Raw genomic sequence first — 22964 nt, forward strand, 5'->3', positions numbered from 1 at the left:
TTGGGATTGGGGCAGAAGGGCGGCTGCCAGGTGGCGTTCGGTGCAGGTAGCGTGAGCATGCCCGGGCAGGGGCAGCTGCCGTACCAGGCACACTCTCCGCGGCACAACCATTCCGATAGGAAGGCGCCACTCCAGCTTGGGCTGATCGACGGCAGCGGCGGTGACTTGTGCCCGGGATACCCGCGTGCTAGTTCTTGCGCCATGTCCAGCCTGAGGAGTCTGCGCGACTTCCTTGCCCTCCTCGAATCCCGCGGCGATCTCGTCCGCGTGCGCGAGCCCGTCAGCCGCGACCTCGAGATCACCGAGATCGCCCTGCGCACCGTGCGCGCGGGCGGCCCCGCGTTGCTCTTCGAGCGCGTCACGGGCTTCGAGACGCCGCTCGTGATCAACCTCTTCGGCACCGAGCGCCGCATGGCCTGGGCCCTGGGCGGCGAGAGCCTGGCCGAGGTCGCCGGCCGCATCGAGGCCATGATCCAGCTCGCCCCGCCCGGCGGCCTGCGCGAGAAACTGGCGATGCTGCCCAAGCTGGCCGGCCTCGCGCGCATCCTGCCCCGCACGGTGAGCAAGGGGCCCTGCCAGGAGCTCGTCTTCACGGGCGACGCGGTGGACCTCGCGCGCATCCCCGCGCAGCTCTGCTGGCCGGGCGACGGCGGCCACTACCTGACCCAAACGCAGGTCCTCACGCGCGATCCGGTGACGGGCGCCCGCAATGTCGGCATGTACCGCGTGCAGATCTTCGACCGGAACACCTGCGGCATGCACTGGCAGATGCACAAGGTGGGCGCCCAGCACCACCGCGAGGCCGAGGCGCGCGGCCAGCGCGTGGAGGTGGCCATCGCCTTCGGCGGTCAGCCGGCGATGATCTACGCCGCCAGCGCGCCCCTGCCCGAGGGCATCGACGAGTGCCTGCTCGCCGGCTTCCTCGCCGATCGTCCGATCGAGCTGGTGCGCGGCAAGACGGTCAGCCTCGAGGTGCCCGCCGAGGCGGAGTTCGTCATCGAAGGGTATGTCGAGCCCGGCGAGCGGCGCCTCGAGGGCCCCTTCGGCGACCACACCGGCTACTACAGCCTCGCCGAGCTCTACCCCGTGCTGCACGTCACCGCGATCACGCGGCGGCGCGACGCGATCTACCCGAGCATCGTGGTCGGCCCGCCGCCGCAGGAAGACGGCCCCATGGGCAAGGCCACCGAGCGGCTCTTCCTGCCGCTCATCCGCACGCAGTTCCCCGAGATCGTCGACATGCACCTGCCCGTCGAGGGCGTCTTCCACAACATCGCGCTGATCAGCATCCGGAAGCGCTACCCCGGCCACGCCCGGAAGATGATGCAGGCGATCTGGGGCACCGGGCAGCTGATGTTCACGAAGGTCGTCATCGTCGTCGACGAGGACGTCGACGTGCAGAACCTGCCCGAGGTGGTCTGGCGCGTGACGGCGAACATCGACCCCAAGCGGGACGCCGTCTTCGCCGACGGCATCACCGACGTGCTCGACCACGCGTCCGACCGCATCGGGCTCGCCGGCAAGCTGGGCATCGACGCCACGCGCAAGTGGCCCGAGGAGGGCTTCCCGCGCGAGTGGCCCGAGGTGCTGACGATGGACCCGGCCGTGCGCGCCCGCGTGGACGCCCTCTGGCCAGCGCTCGGCATCCAACTGCCCGAGCGGCGCTGAGGGCGCTCCGGCGTGAACGCGCCCGCGCGCATCCCCACCGGCGAAACGCCCGGCAAGCGGGCCGCCGTGCAGCGCATGTTCGCGGCGATCAGCCCGCGCTACGACCTGCTCAACCGCTTGCTCAGCGCGGGCCAGGACCGGCGCTGGCGCCGCCGGGCCGTGCGCCGCTTCGGTCCCGAGGTGCGCCGGGTACTCGACGTCGCCGCCGGCACGGGCGATCTCGGCGCGGCCTGGCTCGCGGCCCGGCCCGGCGCCGAGCTGATCACCAGCGACTTCGTGCCCGCCATGTGCGCCGCGGCTGCCGCCAAGCTGGGCGGCCGGCCGGGCTACCGCGGCTGTCTCGTGGCCGACGCCCTCGCCCTGCCGCTGGCCGGGGCCTGCCTGGACGGCGTCATGGTCGCCTTCGGAGTTCGCAATTTTGAGAATCTAGCCCCCGGCCTGTCCGAGTTGGCCCGCGTGCTCCGCCCGGGCGGGGAGCTGCTCGTCCTCGAGTTCTTCCCCCCCCATGACCCGGCGCGGAAGCGGCTTTTCCACCTCTACTTCAGCCAAGTGCTCCCACGTCTCGGGGGCTGGATCAGCGGCGATGCGGAAGCCTACCGCTACCTGCCCCGCAGTGTGGGCGACTTCGTCGACCGCGAGCGATTCGCGGCGCTCCTGGCCGGCGCCGGCCTGGAAGTCCGCGGCCGCGAGGAGTACAGCGGCGGCGTCGCCACCCTCTTCCACGCCCGCAAGGCGTTCCCCTGAGCGGACGATTTCGGTTTCAGCGGACCTCCATACCTGATACACTAGGGCTATTCAGGAGCGCAGCCCGGCGTCCTGAGGAGGCTTCGGCAGCGGTCGGCCGCTGCAGATCGACCAGGCCGAAGCTCAGAGCGTACGGAACCGCCCGCGGTGACGACCACGGGTTTGCCCTACATCCTTCGGAGGACTACATGATGAAAAAGCTACTGCTCATTGCTGTGATGCTCGGCCTGGCGGCCGGCGCGGCCTTCGCCAAGGACGAAGTCCTGGAGAAGCCGCTGACGCCCGACGACGGCGACATCCGAGCGACTGAATCCGAGCCCAACAACAGCTGCGCGACAGCGAACCTGATCACGCCCGGGGATCCGATGACCGCTGCGATCAACCCCGCCGGCGAGTACGACTATTTCCGGCTCGAGGTGTCAACGGCCGGCAGCTACACGATCTTCACCGGCCCCGGCGACGCCTACGGCGACACCCAGATGTACCTCTACGCCTCCAACTGCACGACGCAGCTCGCCTACGACGACGACAGCGGCGACGGCTACTACTCCCGCTTCGTCGTGACCCTGGCCATCGGCACCTACTACATCCGGATCAACGAGTACGGCAACAACGGTACGGTCAACTACATCCTCAGGGTCAACGCGCCCGCGCCGCCGCCGCCCAACGACACCTGCGCCGGCGCGATCAACCTGGACGTGATGCCGCAGAGCTTCACGGTGGACCTCTGCCCCGCGGCGAACAACTACAGCCCGGGCGTCTACCCGACCTCTTGCACGGGCTGGAGCGCCAACGGCCCGGACGTGGTCTACTACGCGATCCTCGGCGCGGGCGGGCAGATCGACGCCTGCATTAACGGCAGCAACGACCTCGCGCTCTATCTGATCACCGACTGCGGCAATCCGGTGGCGAGCTGCGTGGATGGCGATGACAGCGGCAACCCCGAGTGCATCAGCTGGTCGCACCCGGGCACCGAGTCGACCTTCTACTACCTGATCGTCGACACCTACAGCGGCTGCGGCGTCGTCACGGTGACGGTGGACAACCTCGTCTCCGCCGGCGAGAGCAGCTTCAGCAGCATCAAGAGCCTCTACTAGCTCTCCGCAGCGCAGCGATTCTTGGAGCGGCCCTTCCCCGTTCAGGGGGAGGGCCGTTTCGTGCTATGCTGGTTCCGCCCCAACCCGAGAGGAGTGCCATGCGCCGCCTGCTGCTCGCGCTCGTCGCCTGCTTCGTCACGCTGCCCGCCTTCGCCGCCGACTACACGCCCGGCGTCCTGCTCGCAGTCGCCGCGGATCCGGCGGCCTTCCGCAGCGACTTGGATGGTCAACCCGCGCTGCCCGCTGATCCGGCGCTGGCCGCGCTGCTCGCGGCGCAGGGCGTCGAGCGCGTGGAGTACCTGCTGCCCGCGGCGTCCCTCTCCGCGCGGGCGCGGCGCTACTTGCGCCTGAGCGTCGCGCCCGGGCGCGACCTCCTCGCTGTCCGCGAGGCGCTCGCCGCCAGCGGCGCCTTCCGCGCCGTCTCCCCGGACTGGTACCTGCACTTCCTCCTGCTGCCCAACGACCCGATGCTCGGCCAGCAGTGGCACATCACGAACCCGACGGCGGGCATTCACCTGCCCCAGGCCTGGGACAGCGAGCAAGGTGATCCGGCGAGTGTGATCGCCATCGTCGACACGGGCGTCGACTGGAGCCACCCCGATCTCGGCCCCAACATGTGGCAGAACCCGGATGAGATCTACGGCAACGGCCTCGACGACGACGGCAACGGCTACGTGGACGACCGCTACGGCTGGGACTGCGGTGCCAATGACAACGACCCGCGGCCGCAGCCCTACGTGGAGGGCGGCATCGATGTCGGCTTCCACGGCAGCCACTGCGCGGGCATCGCCGCTGCCGCCACCGACAACGCCGTCGGCATTGCCGGCGCCGGGTGGGGCTGCCGGCTGATGGCGCTCAAGGTTGTCGGCACCGGCAGCCCCTTCTCCGTGGCCGCCGTGACGATGGCCTTCGATTATGCCATCGCGGAGCACGCGGATGCGATCTCGATGAGCTTCGGCGGCACGCTCAGCGACTTCGGCTTCATGCAGGCCCTCGTCGACGACGCGAGCGCGGCCGGCATCGTCTGCGTCGCGGCCGCGGGCAACAACAACAACAGCACACCGATGTACCCGGCCGCCCTGAACCGGGTGATCTCGGTGGCCGCCACGAACAGCGCCAACCAGCGCGCCTCCTTCTCGACCTACGGCGCCTGGGTGGACCTCGCCGCGCCCGGCGAGCAGATCTGGTCGACGATCATGACCAACTACCCGCTCGACTTCCTCACCGAGCTGCTCTTCATGCTGCTGTACGGCTACGACGGCGTGAACCCCTACATGTACAGCGACGGCACGTCGATGGCCTGCCCCCTGGTCGCAGGCGTGGTCGGGCTCGTGAGGAGCGGCGCGCCCTGGATGGACCACGACGCGATGCTGCAGCACCTCGTCGAGACGGGCGACCATGTGGTCTACGACCAGCCCTGCGGCGTGAAGGTGAACGCCGAGCAGGCGGTGGCCAGCCTGACCGCGGCCGAACCCGTCGCCGCGGCGGGCGGCCTGCGCGCCTGGCCGAACCCCTTCAACCCGGCGGTCACGCTGCGCTTCGCCCTGCCCGCGGCGGGCCGGGTGCGCCTGGCGGTCTACGACGCCGCCGGCCGCGAGGTCGCGCGCCTCATCGACGGCGAACGCCCGGCGGGCGAGCAGTCGCTGCTCTGGCGGGCTGAAGGGCTGGCGAGCGGGGTCTACCTCGCGCGGCTCGAGAGCGCGGCCGGCGTGAAGAGCGAGAAGCTCGTGCTGCTGCGCTGAGGACGGCCGCACTTGCGCGAGCGGATGGCGGGCCTTAGGCTGGCGCCATGCCCGAGCTGCCCGAGGTCGAATCCGTCGCGCGGAGTCTGCGCGCCGCCCTGCTCGGGCGGCGCCTGGACGCCATCGCCGTGCGCTGGGCGGGCAGCCTCAAGCCCTCCCCGCGCGCGGCGCGCGCGGCGCTGGTCGGCAAGCGCCTGCTCGCCGTCGAGCGGCACGGCAAGTACCTCTTCCTCGACTTCGGAACGCGCGCCGAGGGACCCGCCGAGCGCCAGCTCCTCCTGCACCTGCGCATGACCGGCCAGCTCTTCACGGACCCGGCCTATCGCCCCGACAAGCACCTGCGTCTGCGCCTGGACTTCCAGGGCCAGCGCGTCTTCTACCGGGACCTGCGCAAGTTCGGCGGCTTCACCCTGCTCGAGGGCCTGCCGGGGCGGGAGGCCATTCCCCACGTCGGTCCGGACTGGCTGGACCTGCGCTACGAGGAGTGGCGAGAGCGCCTGGCCGGCCGGCGGGCGCCGCTCAAGGCGCTCCTGCTCGACCAGGGGCCGGCGGCCGGACTGGGCAACATCTACGCGGACGAGGCCCTTTTCCGGGCTGGCCTGAACCCGGCCGCGCCGGCCTCCGCTCTGAGCGAGGTGGACTGGCGCCGCCTCTTTCGCGCCTGCCGGCAGGTGCTGCGGATGGGCATCGCCCATGGCGGCACCACCTTCCTGGACTTCGTGGACTTCGACGGCCGCCCCGGGCGCTTTCGGCAGCGCCTGCGCGTCTATGGGCGAGACGGCCTGCCCTGCCGGCGCTGCGGAATGCCCATCGCAAGGCGGCGGATCGGCGGGCGGAGCAGCCACTTCTGCCCGCGCTGCCAGCCGGAAGGCGGGCCATCTTCCCCGTTCCGGTAAGCTCGATCCGACGCATCGGCCCCGCGATGGATGGCAAGGGCGGGAAGTTGCCAATCTTCTCTAATCTGGCCTTGCATAACGCTAAACATGACTCAATACTGCACTCCGTCGCTGAAATCCTGGCCATGTCGCCGCTCTTGGTCGGGTTTTAGCTTAACTCCTGCGACGGATGGTGCTAGACTGACATCCCTCGACGAGCCCAAGCCCACGAACGCCAAACCAGAGAGCAACGCCGAATGGAAAAGATGATGTCTCGACTCCGTGAGTTTCTGGAACTGCCCTACGACCAACTCGAGGAACTGAACCTCGCCTCGAAGGCCAAGCAGGAGAGCTGGGCCCCGATGGAGGAGGTGGAGGCCGAGCGCCGTCGCTACCTGCAGGAGGAGCGGCGCATCAAGGCCGTCACCGTGGCCTTCACGGACATCGAGGGCCGCTTCCACATGCTGGACTACGACAAGAAGTTCCTCCTCAAGGCCGACCAGCTCACCTTCGACGGCAGCTCCATCCGCGGGTTCACGAAGATCGCCGAGAGCGACCTGCGCCTGGGCATCGACTGGCGGGCCTTCTACTGGATGCCCGCCGACGTTTTCGGCCCCGGCAAGGTGCTGGTCTTCGGGCACGTGCTGGGCAAGGACGGCTTGCCCTACGAGGCGGACTTCCGCGGCCGCCTGCTCCAGCTCACTCAGGAGCTCTACTGGAAGAACGGCACCGTCGCCAACGTCTCGGCAGAGATCGAGGGCTTCCTCTTCCGGGGCCAGGACGCCGAGCGCAAGTACTACGAGCAGGGTGAGTTCAATCTGATCTCGACCGGCGGCTACTACCACAGCCTGCCCCAGGACCCCCTGCGCCAGTTCATGGACACGGCTGCCGAAGTGCAGCGCGCCATGGGCTTCGAGAACGAGAAGGACCACCCCGAGGTCGGCCCCTCGCAGTTCGAGATGAACTTCAAGTACGCGCCGGCGCTCATCGCCGCCGACCGCATCCAGCTCTACAAGCTGCTCTGCCGGCAGGTGGCCCAGGGCATGGGGATGACGGCGTCCTTCCTGCCCAAGCCGATCACGGGCATCAACGGCAGTGGCATGCACTGCAACATCTCGCTGGCGCGCAAGGGCGAGAACCTGTTCTGGGACGAGCGCGGCAAGCAGAGCATGTCGGAGACCGGCTGGAGCTTCATCCGCCGCATCCTCCACAACGCGGAGGACATCTGCCTCGTCCTCAATGCCAGCGTGAACGCCTATCGCCGGCTCGATCCGCACTTCGAGGCGCCGAACGAGATCGCAGTGAGCCCCACGGACCGCAGCGCGATGATCCGCATCCCGCTCGCGAGCAAGTCCGGCCAGCGCATCGAGGTGCGCTCCGTGGGCCCCGACGTGAACCCCTACATGGCGATCTACACCTTGCTACGCACCGGCCTGGAGGGACCGGAGCCCGACCCGCAGGCGCCGCAGCCCAAGCGCATCCGCAAGCGCACGCTGCCGGGCGACATCTACGAGGCGATGGCGGCGCACCGCCGCAGCGCCTGGGTGCGCGAGGTGCTCGGCGCCGAATGCCAGGCGAAGTACCACGAGCTCAAGGAAGCCAGCGCCAACCGCTGTCCTCACGAGTTGGGCACGCGGATCAAGCGCGCCGAGATCATGTTCCACCACGAGGTCACGAACCAGATGCTCTGGAACACCTTCTAGTCCCGTTCCTGTGCACTCCGCCGGCCGGCGGTCGCGCGAGCGGCCGCCGGCTTCTTCTTGTCTCGTGACAAGACCTCCCAGATGCCTCAGACTGGCTCCATTCTCGATGGTCAGGGGTTCGCATGGGGATGTCCGTGAGCTGGGATGCCCGCGTCCGGTTGGCCGCTTTCACGTGGCTCGAGCAGGCGACGCGCCGGTACGGAGAGCTGCTTCCGCGCTCCATCCTGCTTGCTGGCTTCGAGCTCGATGGGCAGCGGATCCCGCTTGTGAGTGCAGCATCAGGAATCCACAAGCCGCGAGCGCTCGAGATCCCGCTCTCCATTCTGACGGCGCCAGAGGTCGAGGGCCGGGAGCGGCCCTACGAGGATGACATCGACGCGCAGGGGCTCATCGGCTATCGCTACCGCGGCGACGTTCGCCACATCCACCATCGCGACAACGAAGGGCTCCGGCGCGCGATGCAGGCTCGACTGCCCATGGTCTACTTCGTCGGCATCGTGCCCGGCCGCTACCAGCCCTTCTGGCCTGCATACATCACCGGCGACGATCCTTCGGGCCTGCGCTTCACGGTAGCAATCGACGATGGCGCACTCGTCTTGGCGGCCGCCGGGGCTTCTGCAGTGGCCGAGGACGCGGCAAGCGCCCGCCGCGCCTACATCACAACTGTGGCCCGCCGACGGATGCACCAGACGGCCTTTCGATTCCGCGTCCTCACGGCCTACCGAGAACGCTGCACCGTTTGCCGGCTCGGCCATGCGGAGCTACTCGACGCGGCGCACATCATCCCGGATAGCGAGCCAGATGGTTTGCCCGTGGTACGCAACGGGCTAGCGCTGTGCAAGCTCCACCATGCGGCTTTCGATCAGCACATCCTGGGGATCTCGCCTGACTACGAGATCAAGATCCGGCTGGATGTCCTGGAAGAGGAAGACGGGCCGATGCTTGTCCACGGCCTGCAGAACTGGCAGGGGCTCAGGATCCATCCGCCGCGGCAGGCAGAGCTGCGGCCGGGTCGCGACCTGCTCGAGGAGCGTTATCGCCGGTTCCTCTCCCGCTAGTCCCCCCGGCATTGTACACGTGTACACGGCCAACGGCTCGCTCCGATTCGCCTTGCCCGGCCCGCCGCGGTCCCCTAGCATGCGCGCGGCCGGGCCTGCGCCTCGGCGCCCGCCGCCCTGGAGGCTCGCATGCATCTCGGCATCTGGATTGGCTTCATCGCCCTCATCATCGGTCTGCTCGTGCTGGACCTCGTGGTCGTCCACCGCCGCCACGGCGCGCCCACCTTCAAGGAGTCCAGCCTCTGGAGCGTGTTCTGGATCGCGCTCGGCCTCGCCTTCAGCCTTGTGATCCACTACCTCTACGCGCGCGGTCTGGCCGGCGACGGCTCGCTGGATGCCCGCTCAGCGACCTTCGCCTACCTGACGGCCTACGTGGTCGAGAAGTCGCTCAGCGTGGACAACCTCTTCGTCTTCGCGCTGATCTTCTCGCGCTTCAACGTGCCGCTGGACCTCCAGCACCCGGTGCTCTTCTGGGGCATCCTCGGTGCCCTCATCCTGCGCGGCATCATGATCGCCGTCGGCGCGGTGCTGCTCGCGCGCTTCAGCTGGATGACCTACGTCTTCGGGGCCTTTCTCATCTTCACCGCGGTGCGCCTGCTCGTCGCCCGCCGCGAGGAGATTCATCCCGAGGGCAACCTGCTGCTGCGCCTTGCGCGCAAGCTCTTTCCCGTGACCGAGGCCTTCGAGGGCGCCCGCTTCTTCCTGCGCCGCGCGGGCAAGCTCACCATGACGCCGCTCTTCGTGGTGCTGTTGCTGGTGGAGAGCACGGACGTTGTTTTCGCCGTTGACTCGATCCCCGCCGTTTTCGCGGTGACGCGCGATCCGATCCTCGTCTTCACCTCGAACGTGTTCGCGATCCTCGGCCTGCGCGCCCTCTTCATGGTGCTCGCCGGCGCGATCCATCGCTTCAAGTACCTGAAGACGAGCCTGGTCTTCCTGCTGGCTTACGTGGGCGTGAAGATGCTGCTCGCGGAGCACTACCACATCCCGGCGCCGGTCTCGCTGGCCTTCATCGCCGGGATCCTGACGGTGGGCGTGCTCGCGTCCCTGCGCAGCGAGCGGGCGGACGCGGAGCACGAGGCCTAGCGCGCGGCTTCGCTTACCCAGCCCGCGGCGATCTTGCCGATGAGCTGCGTGGCCTTCTCCATCGTCTGGAGCGAGGCCCACTCGCGCACGCTGTGGTAGTTCTGCCCGCCGGTGAAGAGGTTCGGCGTCAGGATGCCCATGTAGGACAGGCGCGCGCCGTCCGTGCCGCCGCGGATGATGTCGAGCCAGGGCGCCGCGCCCACCGCGCGCGAGGCCTCCATGGCGATCTCGACGATGCGCGGATTCCCGGCGAGCTTGGGCCCCATGTTGAGGTAGCTCTCCTTCACCTCCAGCTCGATCTGCGTCTTGGGGAACTCGCGGCGCACCTCGTCGCGGATGCGCTCGAGGATGGCGATCTTCGCCTGCGAGGCGCTCATGTCGAAATCGCGGACGAGCAGGTGGAGCGTGCACTCGTCCACCACGCCTTGAATCGCCCGCGGGTGCAGATAGCCCTGGCGCTTCTCGGTGGTCTCGGGGCGCATGTCCGCGGGCAGGCGGCTGATGATCGCCGCCGCTGCATAGAGCGTGTTGACCATCACGTCCTTGGCCGTGCCCGGGTGCACGTTGTAGCCCTTCAGGCGGAAGGTCGCCGCGTGGGCGTTGAAGGTCTCGTTCTCGATCTTGCCCAACTCCTCGCCGTCCAGCGTGTAGGCGATCCGCGCGCCGAAGCCCGCGACATCGAAGCGGTCCGCGCCGCGGCCGATCTCCTCGTCGGGCGTGAAACCGATGGCGATGTCGCCGTGCAGCAGCGCCGGGTTCTCGACGAAGCGCTGCACGGCCTCCATGATCTCGGCAACGCCCGCCTTGTCGTCGGCGCCGAGCAGGGTCGTGCCGTCGCTGGTGATGATGTCGTCGCCCTTGCACTTCGCGAGCGCGGGGCTCTCCGCGGCGCGGATCACCTGCGCCGGGTCGCCCGGCAGGGCGATGTCCCCGCCCGCATAGGCCCGGTGCACCACGGGCTTCACGCGCTCGCCGGGCGCGTCGGGGCTCGTGTCCATGTGCGCGATGAAGCCGACGGCCGGCACCTTGCCGTGGGCCGGGTGCCCCTGGGGCAGATTCGCGGGCAGGAGCGCGTAGACGTAGCCGTGCTCGTCTAGGCGCGGCGACAGGCCCATGGCCGCCAGTTCGTCGCGCAGCATCCCCCCGAGATCGAGCTGGCGGGCGCTCGATGGGCAGCTCTCCGAGCCCTCGTCCGAGGTCGTGTGGACCTGACAGTAGCGGACGAAGCGGTCGAGCAGGCGATCGGTCTCGGGCGCGCGGGGAGTGGCGGGCATGGCAGCTCCTGGGCGGGGGAGGCGCGAGTCTACCCCCGCCCAGGGCAGCGGTCAACGAGACCGGCACGCCGCGGTGGCGCGGGTCGTCGCTGCCTGCGGGCGCCGAAGCAAGAGCAGTCCCGCGCTTCATTACCTGCTGGCGTTCCGGCTGCTGGAACCGCAGGCCATCAGGTCCGATCCGGACCTTGACGCCCTCACCGGGATCTTCACGCGGTCGGTCGCATCGCCTCCTCTCGCACCTTCGCCACGATCGCCGGGATTTTGGCGCGAAGCTCCGCCGACAGCTCCGTTCCCGTCTCCGGCGGCCAACGAATCGAGACCGCGAACAGCGTGACGTCCAACTCCTCGCCCAGGAGATACGCTGCGTCGAGCAGGTCCTTCAATCCGATATCGTGGGCAGCAAGGGTTCTTGGGTAGTCGCTGGAGTATCGCGGCCGCAGCCGCCGCACCGTGCCGGCCGCTGCGCCATCGGCGGTCGCGTCGACCATTAGAACCCGGCGCGCACGGAGGAATGCATCGAGGAGATGGAACCCTCCGCTGCCCCCATCGATGTACTGGACACCTGGAGACGAGGGGCCCGCCTCCAGCTGCCGGATGACGTGGACGCCGATTCCCTCGTCCCCCATCAGGAGGTTGCCGATGCCGACAATGAGGCAATCAGGACTTCGGTCGGTCGAGGACATCACTCCGTTCGAACTTCCAGCCCCCCACCATGGACGAGGCGGTGCCGCGCCCCTCCACGTAGTCATGGTAGAACACCAGGTAGACGTGGACGATCGTGAATACGACGAAGAACCACGTGAACGCGTGGTGCCACTGCCGAACGGCAAAGTCGCCTCCGAAGAGCGGAATGGCCCAACGGAATAGGCCCGGCAGGGCCAAGGAACTCATGCTGGAGTAGAGGGCGAACCCGGTAACTGACTGGAAGAGGAAGATGAGGAAAGAAAGGAAGTAGATCAACCCGGCCAAGGTGTTGTGCCCGATCGAGACGAGGCGGGCGACACGAGTCTGCAGGATGTCGATCCGCAGGACCTCCGTCATCTCCTTGATCTGCGACGGGCGGAACGGCAGGAAATTGTGCCAGCGCGCAAAGCGGTTCCCCACGAATCCCCAGTAGATCCTCACGAGGAAGTTGAAGAAGAAAACGAAGGCCGCGACGAAGTGGACGAAGCGGACCGTGCCGAACCAGTACTGCTGGTACGCCTCCACCGACGTGCCGAGCGCGACGGGGCGGCCGATGATGTAGCCCGTCACGATGAGGACCCAAACGGCAAGAGCGTTGATCCAGTGGTAGAACCGAACGGGGAGCTCCCAGACGTAGACCCGACGATAAGCGACCGGTGCCGTCTTAGCCATAACGCACCTCCTAGTAGAACGTCACCCGGTGGACCTGGCGCCCATCCGGATCGTAGAGGTGAACCGCACAGGCGATGCACGGGTCAAAAGAGTGGGCCGTCCGCAAGATCTCGACCGGCTGCTCCGGGTTGGCCACCTTGGTGCCGACGAGGGAGGCCTCAAAGGCCGAGCGCTGTCCCCGCGGGTCCCGCGGCGAGCCGTTCCAGGTCGACGGAACCACCAGTTGGTAGTTCTCGATCCTGCCATCGCGGATCTTGATCCAGTGGGCCAGCGCGCCCCGCGGCGCTTCCGTCAGGCCGACGCCTTCCGCCGTAGCCGGCCAGGTGCTCGGGTCCCATTTCTCTGGGTTGAAGGTGCGCGAGTTCCCGGACTTGACGTTGGCCTGGAGCGCGTCAAAGAACTCCTGCATCCAGTGCGCCGCCAACCGCGTCTCAAGTCCGCGCGCCGCCGTGCGCCCCAAGGTTGAGAAGAGGGCCGCTGACGGCACCTCCAGGCGGGCGAGGGCCTCGTTCACGACCTCGCGCACGTCGGTCTTCCCGCTGGCGTAGGCCACGAGCACCCGCGCGAGTGGGCCCACCTCCATCGGGTGCCCCTTCCAGCGCGGCGTCTTCAGCCACGAGTACTTCCCCGTGACGTCGAGCTGCTCGTAGGGAGGCTTCGGCCCGGTGTAGTGGAATTCCGTCTCCCCCGCCCAGGGATGAAGCCCCACCCCGTCGCCGCCGGAGTAGGTGTACCAGGAGTGCGCGATGCACTCCTGGATCTCCTGCGCGTCGCGGTCGTTCACCGGGAGCACTTCGTTCAGATTCCGCCCGAGGATGGCGCCGCGTGGGAACTTGAAGGTGTCGGGCTGGGCGTAGCCGCCCGTCGGCAGGTCGCCGTAGCAAGGGTAGTTCTCCAGGCCGCCGCCGAAGGCCGCCCAGTCCCTGTAGAAGCCGGCTATCGCCAGGAGGTCCGGCAGGTAGACCTGCTCCACGAAGGCCCGCGCATCCTTGATCAGGCGCCCGACGAAATTCAGCCGCTCGGTGTTGACCGCGTTGACTTCCTCGGTGTTGATCGAGCAAGGGGCGCCCCCCACCAGGTAGTTCGGGTGCGGATTCTTGCCGCCGAAGATCGTGTGGATCTTGACGATCTCCTTCTGCCACTCGAGCGCCTCGAGGTAGTGGGCTACGGCCAAGAGGTTGACAGCGGGCGGGAGGCGATACGCCGGGTGGCCCCAGTAGCCGTTGGCGAAGATTCCGAGCTGACCGCTCTCGGCGAACTTCTTCAAGCGGTCTTGCACTGCGGGGAAGTAGCCAGGCGAGCTCTTGGGCCAGGGGGAGATCGACTGCGCGATCCTCGAGGTCTCTGCCGGGTCCGCAGAGAGCGCGCTCACAACGTCGACCCAGTCCAGGGCATGCAGATGGTAGAAGTGAACGACGTGGTCCTGAACGTACTGCGCGCAAAACATGAGGTTCCGCACCAGCTCTGCGTTCTCTGGCACGGTGATGTCGAGGGCGTCCTCGACGGCCCGCACGCTGGCCAGCGCATGCACTGTGGTGCAGACTCCGCAGGCCCGCTCGGCGAAGGCCCAGGCATCCCGCGGGTCGCGCCCCTTCATGATCTTCTCGAACCCGCGCACCATCGTGCCAGAGGAGAAGGCGTCGGTGATGACGCCACCCTCGATCGTCGCCTCGATGCGCAGGTGACCTTCGATCCGCGTGATTGGATCAACCACGACACGTACCATCAGCGATCACCTCCCTTCCGGGGCTCGTCCTTGACCGACTCGCTCTTGTGCTCACCGATCGTCCTCTGCTTGCGGATGTTCGTCGTGACGGCATGCGCGGCCACGCCGGCCGCCGCCGCCACGCCCACCGCCAGGCCGACCTTGTCCGCCGTCGATTCGAAGAGGCCCGCATCGTAGTACGGCCGCCGGTAGCAGGTGTGGTGGACGCGCCGGGAGTAGAACTCCTTCGGGCGCCCTTGCCCGTCCAGCTCCGGCAGCTTGCCGTAGATGAGGTAGTGAGCCACCACGCCGGTCATGACCTCGGCGATCGGCGGGCAGCCGGGCACGTTGATCACCGGGCGGGAAAGGATCTTGTGTATAGGCGTGGCACCGGTCGGGTTCGGGTTCGCCGCCTGGATGCATCCGTTGGAGGCACAGCTTCCCCAGGCGATGACGGCGGCGGCGTCCTTGGCCGACTCCTCCAGGATCTGCATCGCGCTGCGACCGCCGATGGTGCAGTAGATCCCGCCGTCGGCGGTGGGGACCGATCCCTCGACCAGGAGGATGTACTGACCAGGGAAGTTCCTGATCGTCTCCTCCAGACACTTCTCGGCCTGGAAGCCCCCGGCGGCCTGTAGCGTCTCGGTGTAGTTCAGTGAGAGCAGGTCGAGGACGATGTCGGCCACGATGGGGTGCGCCGAGCGGATGAACGACTCGCTGCAGCAGGTGCGGTCCTGGAAGTGCAGCCACGCCACCGGGGGACGCGGCTTCTTCTCGAAGGCCTGGACAACGGAGGCGAGGCCGCTGGCCTGGATGCCGGCCAGAGCCCCGGCGAGCCACAGAAGCGCAGGAAGTCCCGACGGGAGTAGCCCTTCATCTGCATGTACTCCCAGATCGAAGGCAGAGTCTGCATCCTGCATCCTCCTTCAGAGTTCAAGGGCCAAACCGGTCGGGGTGCCGACCTGCGCCCGGCAACCTCAAGAGGGAGACGCCGGCGCAGGACTCGAGGATTGGCGGTGGAATGTAGCGGGGAGTCCAGCCCTTCCCTCGCCGGCTGTACAGACGGAAGCTGCAGGGCTACGCAACCGGATCTCAATGGCCGATCGAGAGTGGGGCCAGCGGATCGAACGCTGGACGCCAACAGCGTTGACCCCATCCGCAGCGGGGCCTCTTCCTGCTGGGCGGTGGGCTTCCCGCCCTGGCCTGCAGGCAGTGCTCACCACTGCCGATGCGGTGCGCAGCCGGCCGACCTGCTGGCTAGTGGCAAAAAGAATCAATGACGCGCCACGGCATCGAGATTCGCCAATCGCTTCGTAGATCGGCGGGCGGGATATGCAATGCTAGGATCAGGGCAACCGCCACGGATGCAGGGCGGATGGGTTTTCTGATCGGGACAATCCTGATCCGGCGATCGGCCAGCCGAGTTGTTCTGCATAGGCGGCAACTCGGCGTCCTCGTTGATTCGCCGTTCTTGATGGGAGGGGATCGCTAGGCATCCGCTGAGTGCGCGGGAGCCTCCTGGCGGATCGCGTCGAAAGGGGGACGCCATGATTACGTATCGCGACTGGTTTCTGGCGGCAGCGCTCTTGGTCGGCGCCGGCGCGTCGACGTCGGCCCGGGCCGAGGGCCAGTTCTTGTGGGATCGAGCGTTCGGTGGTGCGGGTCAGGAGGAGGCGTGGAGCGTCGTGCAGACCGCCGATGGCGGCTACGTCCTGGTGGGCTGGGGCCAGCCGGTCGTCGACCTGGACGCCTACGTCGTCAGGACGGACTCGCTCGGGGTGGCGCTGTGGACTCAGTTCTACGGCGGCACCCGGGAGGACCGGGCCTACGCGATCGTTCCCGCGGAAGACGGCTGGGTGCTGACCGGTTCCACCGTGTCCACCGGCGCGGGGTCCTGGGACGCGTGGGTGTTCAAGATCGCCACCGACAACTCTCTGCAATGGAGCAGCACCTACGGCGGGACGGGCTTGGACGACGCGTTCGGTCTGGCCGACGCCGGCGACGGCTACGTCGTCGCGGGCAAGACCGACCTCGATGGCAACGAGCTATGGACGCAGTCCTACGGCGGGCCGGCCTTCGACGACGTCGCTTTCTCCATCATCCGCAACCGTGACGGTGACTACGTGATGGCCGGCCGGACCTCCTCGGCAGCCGGCGACTATCAGGCCTACCTGCTGGTCGTGGGCGGCGACCCGACGGCCGTGGACCCCAACGGCACCGGTGCAGCGCCGGGGCTGCAGCTCCTGCCCGCGCATCCGAATCCGTTCAACGGCCGCACGAGGCTCGAGTTCGTCGTCCCCTTTGCCGGGCGGGTTCAACTCGACGTGTACGACCTGCGCGGGCGCATCGTCGGCACCATGCGTGGCGGCCGCATCGAACGCTCGCACACAGCGGCGGCGATGTTCTGGCTGGAGGCCGGACACTACGTCGTGCACTTCGACGCCGCGGGTCTGACCGCTGGCCTCTATCTCGCGCGCCTGGAGATGGAGGGCTACCGGGCGGTGCAAAAACTCGTGCTGGCCAAGTGAGATGTGGCCTGTTCGCGAATCGCCACGGCGAACTCGGTCGTGATCGTGCAATGGCCGAGCTTCTGGCCGATCAACCTGAACCCTCAGGGACGGTATCGTTCCTTGAGCTCACTCCAGCTGGTTTCCTCAACCGGGGTCGAGCCCTTCTGCAGCAAGAGCGAGTTGCCTTCGATCCGCCACGACCAGTCGGGGGGCGCCTGGCTGCCGGCGAAGGTCCCACTGAGCGGGTTGGCGCGGAGCAGCTCATAGGTGCCATTGGCGGCGCCGGCGTCGTTGATGAACAGCGTTCCGTCCAGCACCGCTGGGCCCGTGACGACGATCGCCGAGATCCCCAGCGGCGTGATCTGGGTCCAGAGCGATCCCGTTGGGGACATGGTGAAGCGCGTCAGCGCAACGTCCGCGGCACCGCCGAGGCCAAGGTACTGAAAGACCCCGTTGACGATCACATCATCCGACGGGACTGTGCCGACGCGAAAGGTGGCTCCGGGGACCGTGATGCCCGATCCAAACTCGATGAAGAGCGAACCGGTGATCGTGACTCTCCCATCTGCAAGCAGGTTTGATGTCTCGGCCGGGTTGGTCGAGCCGATGTGGACGCTCCCGGCGATCAGCTCCCCGCCAGGCAGGACATGGTATAACGTCCCCGAGAAGGGGCTTCCCAGACGGAGCTCACCGGCAGACACGGATCCGTCCTGCAGGAAGTTGGATTCCCGCGAGACCGCGACGTGCAGGAGACCGCCGACGGAGAGCGATCCGCCCGGAAAGACGTTCACGAACGGCGCATCCGGCGGGCCTTGGTCCACGCCCACGAGAAGCTGCGCGCAGCTTCCGCCCGGTTGGTTAACAAAGACGACGACGCCGCCGATCTCGGCGGTGTGAGCGGCGGTAGGCACGCCCGCGGACCAGTTCGCCGGCACCTCCCAGTCGCCGAACGCGCCCAGCCACGTCGTGATCGGTTGTCCCACCGCCGCGGAGGCCGAACCCCACACCAGTGCGATCGCCACTAGGGGACGGCACAGTCGCCAGGCACGTTGCGGTCGAGGCATGATTCCCTCCTAGGGAGCGAGTGACCCGCGTCGGACCCTGGCTGCCATGCGTCCGTCACGGACGAGCATTTCAAGACCCCCTCCCTGACCGCCCGCCGCCTGCGCGGGCCGCTTCCCGGCTCCGCGATCCGCTTTGAGCATACGCCTGGCTCCAGCGGCTGTCAACGCAAGCGCCGCGTCGAGGACGCCGCTGACACGATGCGATTTCAGCGGCTCCGCACCCTGAGCTGATGGCCTTGCTCGACTTCGCCGGCCCAGTCCATGTCGTAGGCCTCAAGTGAGAAGGCGCTGAATCTGAGGCTGGCCGCAGGCAAGATGCTCGGTCCGTATGAGATCCTCGCGCCACTCGGTTCGGGCGGCATGGGCGAAGTCTACCGCGCGCGCGACACGCGGCTCGGGCGTGACGTGGCGATCAAGGCTCTCGCCCCGCATCTCACCGCTGTTCCCGGGGTCCGTGCTCGTTTCGAGCGCGAGGCGCGCACGATCTCCCGGCATAGCCTTCCGCACATCTGCACACTCCACGATATCGGCCGGGAAAGGGACAATCGCCGGCACATTCCAGGACATGGCGCCAGAGCAGTTGGAAGCGAGGCGGTTGATGCTCGGAGCGACCTGTGGGCCCTGGGGTGCGTGCTCTGCGAGATGGCCACGGGGAAGCGGTCCATCATCCCGGAGGCGGGCGATGCAGGAGGCGCTCTGCTGCTGGCGAGAGTGCTGGGCTTCTATCGGGCGAGTTTGATCTGGTTTAGCGATATTATCTTCCGCTTGTAATTTGCCTAAGATCCGCATAAACTCTCCACCATGGACAGAGTGAGAAACCCCTTCGCCCCTGGTGCGGGCACCCCGCCTCCGGAGCTGGCAGGACGCGATGACCTGCTCGAGACGGTGCGCGTCGTGCTGGGGCGCGTGCGCCTGGCATTGCCGACGAAGAGCATCTTGATGGTGGGGTTGCGTGGGGTCGGCAAGACCGTGCTCCTCGATCGCATGCGCGAGGACGCGGAGCAATCCGGCCTCGAGACCGTCCGCATCGAGGCGCCAGAGAACCGATCGCTCCCGGCCGTGCTCGCTCCGCAGCTCCGCCAGTCGCTGCTGCGGCTCTCGCGTCACGAGCAGGCCAGGGCGCTTGCCATTCGCGCGTTGCGCGCGCTCGCGGGCTTTGCCAAGGCGCTGAAAGTGAAGTACCAGGACATCGAGGTCGGGCTGGACTACGAGCCCGAGCCAGGGCTGGCCGACAACGGGGATCTGGAGCAGGACCTCCAAGCCCTGATCGAAGTGGCCGGCGCTGCGGCGGGGAAAGCCGACACAGCGCTCGTGCTCTTCGTCGACGAACTCCAGTACGTCCCGGAAGAGCAGCTCGCAGCACTGATCACGGGCTTGCATCGCGCCGCGCAGCGCAGGCTGCCGGTCGTGCTCCTCGGCGCGGGCCTGCCCCAGCTCCGCGCCCAGATGGGGCGCGCGAAGTCCTATGCAGAGCGGCTCTTCGATTTTCCCGAAATCGGTCCCCTGCCTGTCGATGCAGCAAGGAGCGCCATTGCAAAGCCGGCTGCAGCGCAGGGCGTCGCCTTCACGGAAGAGGCGCTGGATCGCATCGTGACGCAGACGGAGGGGTACCCCTACTTCCTGCAGGAGTGGGGCAAGCAGGCCTGGGATGCGGCCGCCGTTTCGCCGATCGCAATCGAGGACGTGGAACAGGCCTCCGCCGCGGCCATCGCGGCCCTCGACGCCAGCTTCTTCCGCGTGCGCTTCGACCGCCTCACGCCCGCCGAGAAGCGCTACTTGCGCGCAATGGCAGAGCTGGGACCCGGCCCGCATCGTTCGGGCGATATCGCCGATCAGCTCAGCCGCAAGGTCACGGTGCTGGGACCGACACGCAGCCAGCTCATCGCCAAGGGGATGGTCTGGAGCCCGAGCCACGGAGACACCGCATTCACAGTGCCGCTCTTCGCCGGCTTCATGCGCCGGATCATGCCCGGGGACGATTGGCGGGCCTAGTCGCGGATCCGGCCGGACTACGACTCCTACCGACGCGGTCACGCTTGCAGCAGCCAGGCTGTGGTATCTTCTCCCCTGGAGGTCCGCATGCCAGAACCCACCCGCATCATCGTCGCCCTGACCGGCGCCAGCGCCACGCCCTACGCTTGGCGCCTGCTCGCGCTGCTCGCCGAGGCCGGGGTTGGCGTCGAGCTGATGCTGAGCGAGAACATCGAGGCCCTCTGCCGCGTGGAGCTGGGCACGAGCGCCGCCGACGAGCTGGCGCGGGTCTATGGCGTGGCGCCGCAACCGGGCGAGGCGCTAGGCAAGGCCGCCGACGGCGGTCCCCTCGTGCGCCGCCACGGGCTGGCCGACTTCGCCGCGGCGGCCGCCAGTGGCAGCGGGCGGGACATCCCGATGGTCATCGTGCCCTGCTCGACGGGCACGCTGGGCCGCATCGCGAGCGGCATCAGTGACAACCTCATCACCCGCGCTGCCGACGTCTGCCTCAAGGAGCGCCGCCGCCTGGTGCTGGTCCCCCGCGAGACGCCGCTCAGCGCCATCCACCTGGAGAACATGCTGCGCCTCACCCAGGCCGGCGCCGTGATCCTGCCCGCCAGCCCCGGCTTCTACCAGGGCAGCGAGCGCGTGGAGCAGCTCGTGGACTTCGTCGTCGCGCGCATCCTGAGGCAACTCGGCCTCGGCCGCCTCTCGCCGCAGCCCGGCTGGGGCGAGGAGCCGCCGGCGTGAGCGGGGCAGCCCCCGCCGCAGCGGCGCCCCGCGGCTTCGGCGGCCGCCTGCGCGCCGTGCTCGCCATGATCGCCTTCCCGCACACGCTCTTCGCGCTGCCCTTTGCCCTGTTCGGCACGATGCTCGCCGCGCGCGAGGCGACGCCCCCCGGCTGGCCGGGCTGGCGCGCGCTGGCGCTCATCCTCGGCTGCCTGGTGACCGCCCGCAGCGCGGCGATGGCCTACAACCGCCTCGTCGACCACCGCCTCGACGCCGAGAACCCGCGCACCGCGGGCCGCCACCTGCCGGCGGGCCTGCTAAGCCGCGCCTGGGTGGGCGGCTTCGTGATCGTCACCGCGACGCTGTTCATCGCCCTCGCCACCCTGCTCGGGCCCCTGGCCGGCAAGCTCGCGCCCTTCGCCCTCGCCTGGCTGCTCGGCTACTCGCACGCCAAGCGCTTCACCGTGGCCAGCCACTTCTGGCTGGGGCTCTCGCTGGCCATCGCGCCCATCGGCGCCTGGGTGGCCGTGCGCGGCACGCTGGCCGGCGCACCCTGGTTGCTCGCGGCCGCCGTGCTGCTCTGGGTGGCCGGCTTCGACCTCATCTACGCGCTGCAGGACGCCGCCTTCGACCGCGCGCGCGGCCTCTACTCGCTCGCCGCGCGGCTCGGCGCGCAGGGCGCCTTGCGACTCGCGGCGCTCTGCCACCTGGGAATGCTGCTCGCGCTCGCCGGACTCGGCGTCCAGCAAGGGCTCGGCCTTCCTTTCCACGCCGGCCTCGCCCTGGCCGCGATCTTGCTGTTCTGGGAGCACCGCGTGGTGCGAGGCGGCGAGCTCGCGCGCATCGATCTGGCCTTCTTTCGCCTCAACAGCTGGGTCGGCGTGACGGTCTTCGCGGCCGGCGCGCTCGCCATCCTGCTCGCCTGAGCGCCGCTCTGCGGCTGCGCCCCACCGGCACAATCACCGCTTGCCGGATCGGGCCGGCCTGCCTATCCTGGCGCCGCCGAGCTCTCGGCGGACTCGTGAACAGGCCAGGGAGGGACAATGGGCACGCTGCGCGTCGGGGTCATCGCTTTCGTCAACACCCTGCCGCTCACCCGCGGCCTGGAGAAGAGCCGCAGCCCCGAAGTCGAGCTTGTCTACGCAAGCCCCAGCGCCCTCGCCGACCGCCTGCGCTACGGTGAACTGGACGCCGCGCTGATCCCCGCCGTGGAGTTCTTCCGCGGCGTCGGCGCGGGCATCGTGCCGGGCCTTGCGATCGGCAGCCGCGGCCCCGTGGAGAGCATTCGCTTCCTCAGCCGCCAGCCGCTGGCCGAGCTGGACGCGGTGCTCGTCGACCAGGCGAGCCGCACCAGCGTCGCCATGCTGCGCCTCCTGCTCGACCGCACGCACCGCGTGAGCCCGGACTTCTTCAGCTTCCGGCCCGACCCGGCGCGGCCCTTTCTCGGCCCCGACGGTCTCGAGGCGCCGGCGGCCCTGCTCATCGGCGACGCGGCGCTGGACCTGAACCCCGAGGGCGCGTTCTGCGACATCGACCTGGGCGCCTGGTGGCAGTCGAGCTTCCACCGGCCCTTCGTCTACGCCCTCTGGGTGACGCGCGCCCCGGCCGGCAGTGCGGAGCACGAGCGCCTCTGCGAGCTGTTCACGGCGAGCGCGGCGCTCGGCCGGCGCGAGTTGCCGCTGATCTGCGAGGAGGTCGCCGAGGCCCGCCGCTGGACCGAGTCGCGCGTGCACGAGTACCTCACTCAGCGCATCGACTACCGCCTCGACGACGCCGCGCTCGACGGCCTCGCCTTCTTCCGCGCTCTCTGCCTGGAGAGCTACCTCTGCCCCGATCGGCCGGCCGTGGCCGCGACCCTGGCCGCGCTGCGCGAGGAACTGGCGCGCGCGGGCAGCGCCCACAGCGCCCGCTAGGCCATGACCGGCGGGCCCTGGCTGCGCTGCCGCCTGCCGGGCTTCGCGCCGGCGGCACTCGCCGAGCGCGCCGCGGCCGACCCCGACGCCGTCGACCTCTACCGCGCGGGGCTCGTCCTGCCCGTCACGGCGCCGCCCGTCGCGGACGGGGCCATCGCCGTGCGCGCGGGGCGCATCCTCGCCCTCGGCCCGGCGCGCGCTGTCCTCGCCGCGCACCCGAAGGCGCGCTGCGTGGCCGAGCTGCCGGAGGCCGTCCTCCTGCCCGGCCTCGTCAACGCGCACTGCCACCTCGCGCTCACCTTCGCGCAGGGCGTGCTGCCGCCGAGCGCGGACTTCATCGCCTGGATTCACCGTCTGCTCGCCCTGCGCCGGAGCTGGACGGAGGACGAGCAGCGCCTCTCCCTCGCGGCCGGCCTCGGCGAAACGCTGCGCGGGGGCTGCACGCTGGTCGGCGACATCCTCAGCGAGA

The 22964-nt window shown here is 68.7% G+C and carries 20 protein-coding genes and 1 pseudogene; 15 read left to right on the plus strand and 6 right to left on the minus strand.

The genetic code is table 11. From position 1 onward, the window contains the following. The first annotated feature begins 201 nt into the window (after positions 1–201). The 8 genes from FJ251_04200 (at position 202) to FJ251_04235 (ending at position 9973) form a co-directional block, all read left to right on the plus strand. Entirely contained in the window at positions 202–1668 is a 1467-nt protein-coding gene (locus FJ251_04200) for a menaquinone biosynthesis decarboxylase (GenBank protein ID MBM4116934.1), read from the plus strand. Between the two features lie 75 nt (positions 1669–1743). After that, positions 1744–2412 (plus strand): ubiquinone/menaquinone biosynthesis methyltransferase, encoded by a 669-nt coding sequence (locus tag FJ251_04205; protein MBM4116935.1) that lies wholly within the window; start codon positions 1744–1746, stop codon positions 2410–2412. A 188-nt stretch (positions 2413–2600) separates the two neighbouring features. Next, complete coding sequence (locus FJ251_04210) at positions 2601–3509, plus strand: hypothetical protein (protein MBM4116936.1); 909 nt, start codon at positions 2601–2603, stop codon at positions 3507–3509. Positions 3510–3574: 65 nt separating this feature from the next. Further along, a complete protein-coding gene (locus tag FJ251_04215) occupies positions 3575–5251 on the plus strand; it encodes a T9SS type A sorting domain-containing protein (protein MBM4116937.1) in 1677 nt (558 codons plus the stop codon). A gap of 47 nt (positions 5252–5298) precedes the next feature. Continuing rightward, a complete protein-coding gene (mutM, locus tag FJ251_04220) occupies positions 5299–6147 on the plus strand; it encodes a bifunctional DNA-formamidopyrimidine glycosylase/DNA-(apurinic or apyrimidinic site) lyase (GenBank protein ID MBM4116938.1) in 849 nt (282 codons plus the stop codon). A 248-nt stretch (positions 6148–6395) separates the two neighbouring features. After that, positions 6396–7829: a glutamine synthetase gene (locus FJ251_04225; GenBank protein ID MBM4116939.1), complete on the plus strand. Its 1434-nt coding sequence runs from the start codon at positions 6396–6398 to the stop codon at positions 7827–7829. A 122-nt stretch (positions 7830–7951) separates the two neighbouring features. Then, positions 7952–8887 (plus strand): HNH endonuclease, encoded by a 936-nt coding sequence (locus FJ251_04230; protein ID MBM4116940.1) that lies wholly within the window; start codon positions 7952–7954, stop codon positions 8885–8887. A 129-nt stretch (positions 8888–9016) separates the two neighbouring features. Continuing rightward, complete coding sequence (locus FJ251_04235; protein ID MBM4116941.1) at positions 9017–9973, plus strand: TerC family protein; 957 nt, start codon at positions 9017–9019, stop codon at positions 9971–9973. Here FJ251_04235 and pepT read toward each other — a convergent pair. From pepT to FJ251_04260, 5 genes and pseudogenes are all read right to left on the minus strand, one after another. Continuing rightward, positions 9970–11247: a peptidase T gene (pepT, locus tag FJ251_04240; GenBank protein ID MBM4116942.1), complete on the minus strand. Its 1278-nt coding sequence runs from the start codon at positions 11245–11247 to the stop codon at positions 9970–9972. The genes FJ251_04235 and pepT overlap by 4 nt on opposite strands. Positions 11248–11453: 206 nt before the next feature. Further along, positions 11454–11930 (minus strand): hydrogenase maturation protease, encoded by a 477-nt coding sequence (locus FJ251_04245; GenBank protein ID MBM4116943.1) that lies wholly within the window; start codon positions 11928–11930, stop codon positions 11454–11456. Further along, positions 11905–12603, minus strand: coding sequence for a Ni/Fe-hydrogenase, b-type cytochrome subunit (cybH, locus tag FJ251_04250; GenBank protein ID MBM4116944.1), 699 nt, complete (start codon positions 12601–12603; stop codon positions 11905–11907). Before cybH ends, FJ251_04245 begins: the two co-directional genes overlap by 26 nt. Positions 12604–12613: 10 nt before the next feature. Continuing rightward, positions 12614–14332: a nickel-dependent hydrogenase large subunit gene (locus FJ251_04255; GenBank protein ID MBM4116945.1), complete on the minus strand. Its 1719-nt coding sequence runs from the start codon at positions 14330–14332 to the stop codon at positions 12614–12616. Then, positions 14329–15221 (minus strand): annotated as a pseudogene (locus FJ251_04260) (hydrogenase small subunit). Before FJ251_04260 ends, FJ251_04255 begins: the two are co-directional and overlap by 4 nt. 634 nt (positions 15222–15855) lie before the next feature. On the opposite strand from FJ251_04260, the gene FJ251_04265 reads away from it, so the two are divergent. Next, positions 15856–16836 carry a T9SS type A sorting domain-containing protein gene (locus FJ251_04265; protein ID MBM4116946.1) on the plus strand — a complete coding sequence of 327 codons (981 nt, stop codon included), beginning with the start codon at positions 15856–15858 and terminating at the stop codon, positions 16834–16836. Positions 16837–16919: 83 nt separating this feature from the next. Here the strand turns inward: FJ251_04265 and FJ251_04270 are convergent, their stop codons facing one another. Then, on the minus strand, positions 16920–17882 hold the full coding sequence (locus FJ251_04270; GenBank protein MBM4116947.1) for a hypothetical protein: 963 nt from the start codon (positions 17880–17882) through the stop codon (positions 16920–16922). Positions 17883–18197: 315 nt separating this feature from the next. On the opposite strand from FJ251_04270, the gene FJ251_04275 reads away from it, so the two are divergent. The 6 genes from FJ251_04275 to FJ251_04300 form a co-directional block, all read left to right on the plus strand. Further along, positions 18198–18653, plus strand: a complete 456-nt coding sequence (locus FJ251_04275) for a hypothetical protein (GenBank protein MBM4116948.1) — start codon at positions 18198–18200, stop codon at positions 18651–18653. Positions 18654–18683: 30 nt separating this feature from the next. Further along, positions 18684–19874: an ATP-binding protein gene (locus tag FJ251_04280; protein ID MBM4116949.1), complete on the plus strand. Its 1191-nt coding sequence runs from the start codon at positions 18684–18686 to the stop codon at positions 19872–19874. 87 nt (positions 19875–19961) lie between these two features. Beyond that, positions 19962–20603: a UbiX family flavin prenyltransferase gene (locus FJ251_04285; protein MBM4116950.1), complete on the plus strand. Its 642-nt coding sequence runs from the start codon at positions 19962–19964 to the stop codon at positions 20601–20603. A gap of 65 nt (positions 20604–20668) precedes the next feature. Then, positions 20669–21508 carry a 4-hydroxybenzoate octaprenyltransferase gene (locus tag FJ251_04290; GenBank protein MBM4116951.1) on the plus strand — a complete coding sequence of 280 codons (840 nt, stop codon included), beginning with the start codon at positions 20669–20671 and terminating at the stop codon, positions 21506–21508. Positions 21509–21625: 117 nt separating this feature from the next. Then, a complete protein-coding gene (locus FJ251_04295; GenBank protein ID MBM4116952.1) occupies positions 21626–22495 on the plus strand; it encodes a menaquinone biosynthesis protein in 870 nt (289 codons plus the stop codon). Between the two features lie 3 nt (positions 22496–22498). Beyond that, on the plus strand, positions 22499–22964 hold a 466-nt coding region (locus tag FJ251_04300; protein ID MBM4116953.1), incomplete at its 3' end, for an amidohydrolase family protein.

It is taken from the genome of bacterium (assembly GCA_016873475.1).
Classification (GTDB): Bacteria; Krumholzibacteriota; Krumholzibacteriia; order JACNKJ01; family JACNKJ01; genus VGXI01.

Bases quoted from the DNA above. Each gene is read 5' to 3' on its own strand.
- FJ251_04200 (MBM4116934.1), top strand. From the start codon at position 202: ATGTCCAGCCTGAGGAGTCTGCGCGACTTCCTTGCCCTCCTCGAATCC.
- FJ251_04205 (MBM4116935.1), top strand. From the start codon at position 1,744: ATGTTCGCGGCGATCAGCCCGCGCTACGACCTGCTCAACCGCTTGCTC.
- FJ251_04210 (MBM4116936.1), top strand. From the start codon at position 2,601: ATGATGAAAAAGCTACTGCTCATTGCTGTGATGCTCGGCCTGGCGGCC.
- FJ251_04215 (MBM4116937.1), top strand. From the start codon at position 3,575: ATGCTGGTTCCGCCCCAACCCGAGAGGAGTGCCATGCGCCGCCTGCTG.
- mutM (MBM4116938.1), top strand. From the start codon at position 5,299: ATGCCCGAGCTGCCCGAGGTCGAATCCGTCGCGCGGAGTCTGCGCGCC.
- FJ251_04225 (MBM4116939.1), top strand. From the start codon at position 6,396: ATGTCTCGACTCCGTGAGTTTCTGGAACTGCCCTACGACCAACTCGAG.
- FJ251_04230 (MBM4116940.1), top strand. From the start codon at position 7,952: ATGGGGATGTCCGTGAGCTGGGATGCCCGCGTCCGGTTGGCCGCTTTC.
- FJ251_04235 (MBM4116941.1), top strand. From the start codon at position 9,017: ATGCATCTCGGCATCTGGATTGGCTTCATCGCCCTCATCATCGGTCTG.
- pepT (MBM4116942.1), bottom strand. From the start codon at position 11,247: ATGCCCGCCACTCCCCGCGCGCCCGAGACCGATCGCCTGCTCGACCGC.
- FJ251_04245 (MBM4116943.1), bottom strand. From the start codon at position 11,930: ATGTCCTCGACCGACCGAAGTCCTGATTGCCTCATTGTCGGCATCGGC.
- cybH (MBM4116944.1), bottom strand. From the start codon at position 12,603: ATGGCTAAGACGGCACCGGTCGCTTATCGTCGGGTCTACGTCTGGGAG.
- FJ251_04265 (MBM4116946.1), top strand. From the start codon at position 15,856: ATGATTACGTATCGCGACTGGTTTCTGGCGGCAGCGCTCTTGGTCGGC.
- FJ251_04270 (MBM4116947.1), bottom strand. From the start codon at position 17,882: ATGCCTCGACCGCAACGTGCCTGGCGACTGTGCCGTCCCCTAGTGGCG.
- FJ251_04275 (MBM4116948.1), top strand. From the start codon at position 18,198: ATGCTCGGTCCGTATGAGATCCTCGCGCCACTCGGTTCGGGCGGCATG.
- FJ251_04280 (MBM4116949.1), top strand. From the start codon at position 18,684: ATGGACAGAGTGAGAAACCCCTTCGCCCCTGGTGCGGGCACCCCGCCT.
- FJ251_04285 (MBM4116950.1), top strand. From the start codon at position 19,962: ATGCCAGAACCCACCCGCATCATCGTCGCCCTGACCGGCGCCAGCGCC.
- FJ251_04290 (MBM4116951.1), top strand. From the start codon at position 20,669: ATGATCGCCTTCCCGCACACGCTCTTCGCGCTGCCCTTTGCCCTGTTC.
- FJ251_04295 (MBM4116952.1), top strand. From the start codon at position 21,626: ATGGGCACGCTGCGCGTCGGGGTCATCGCTTTCGTCAACACCCTGCCG.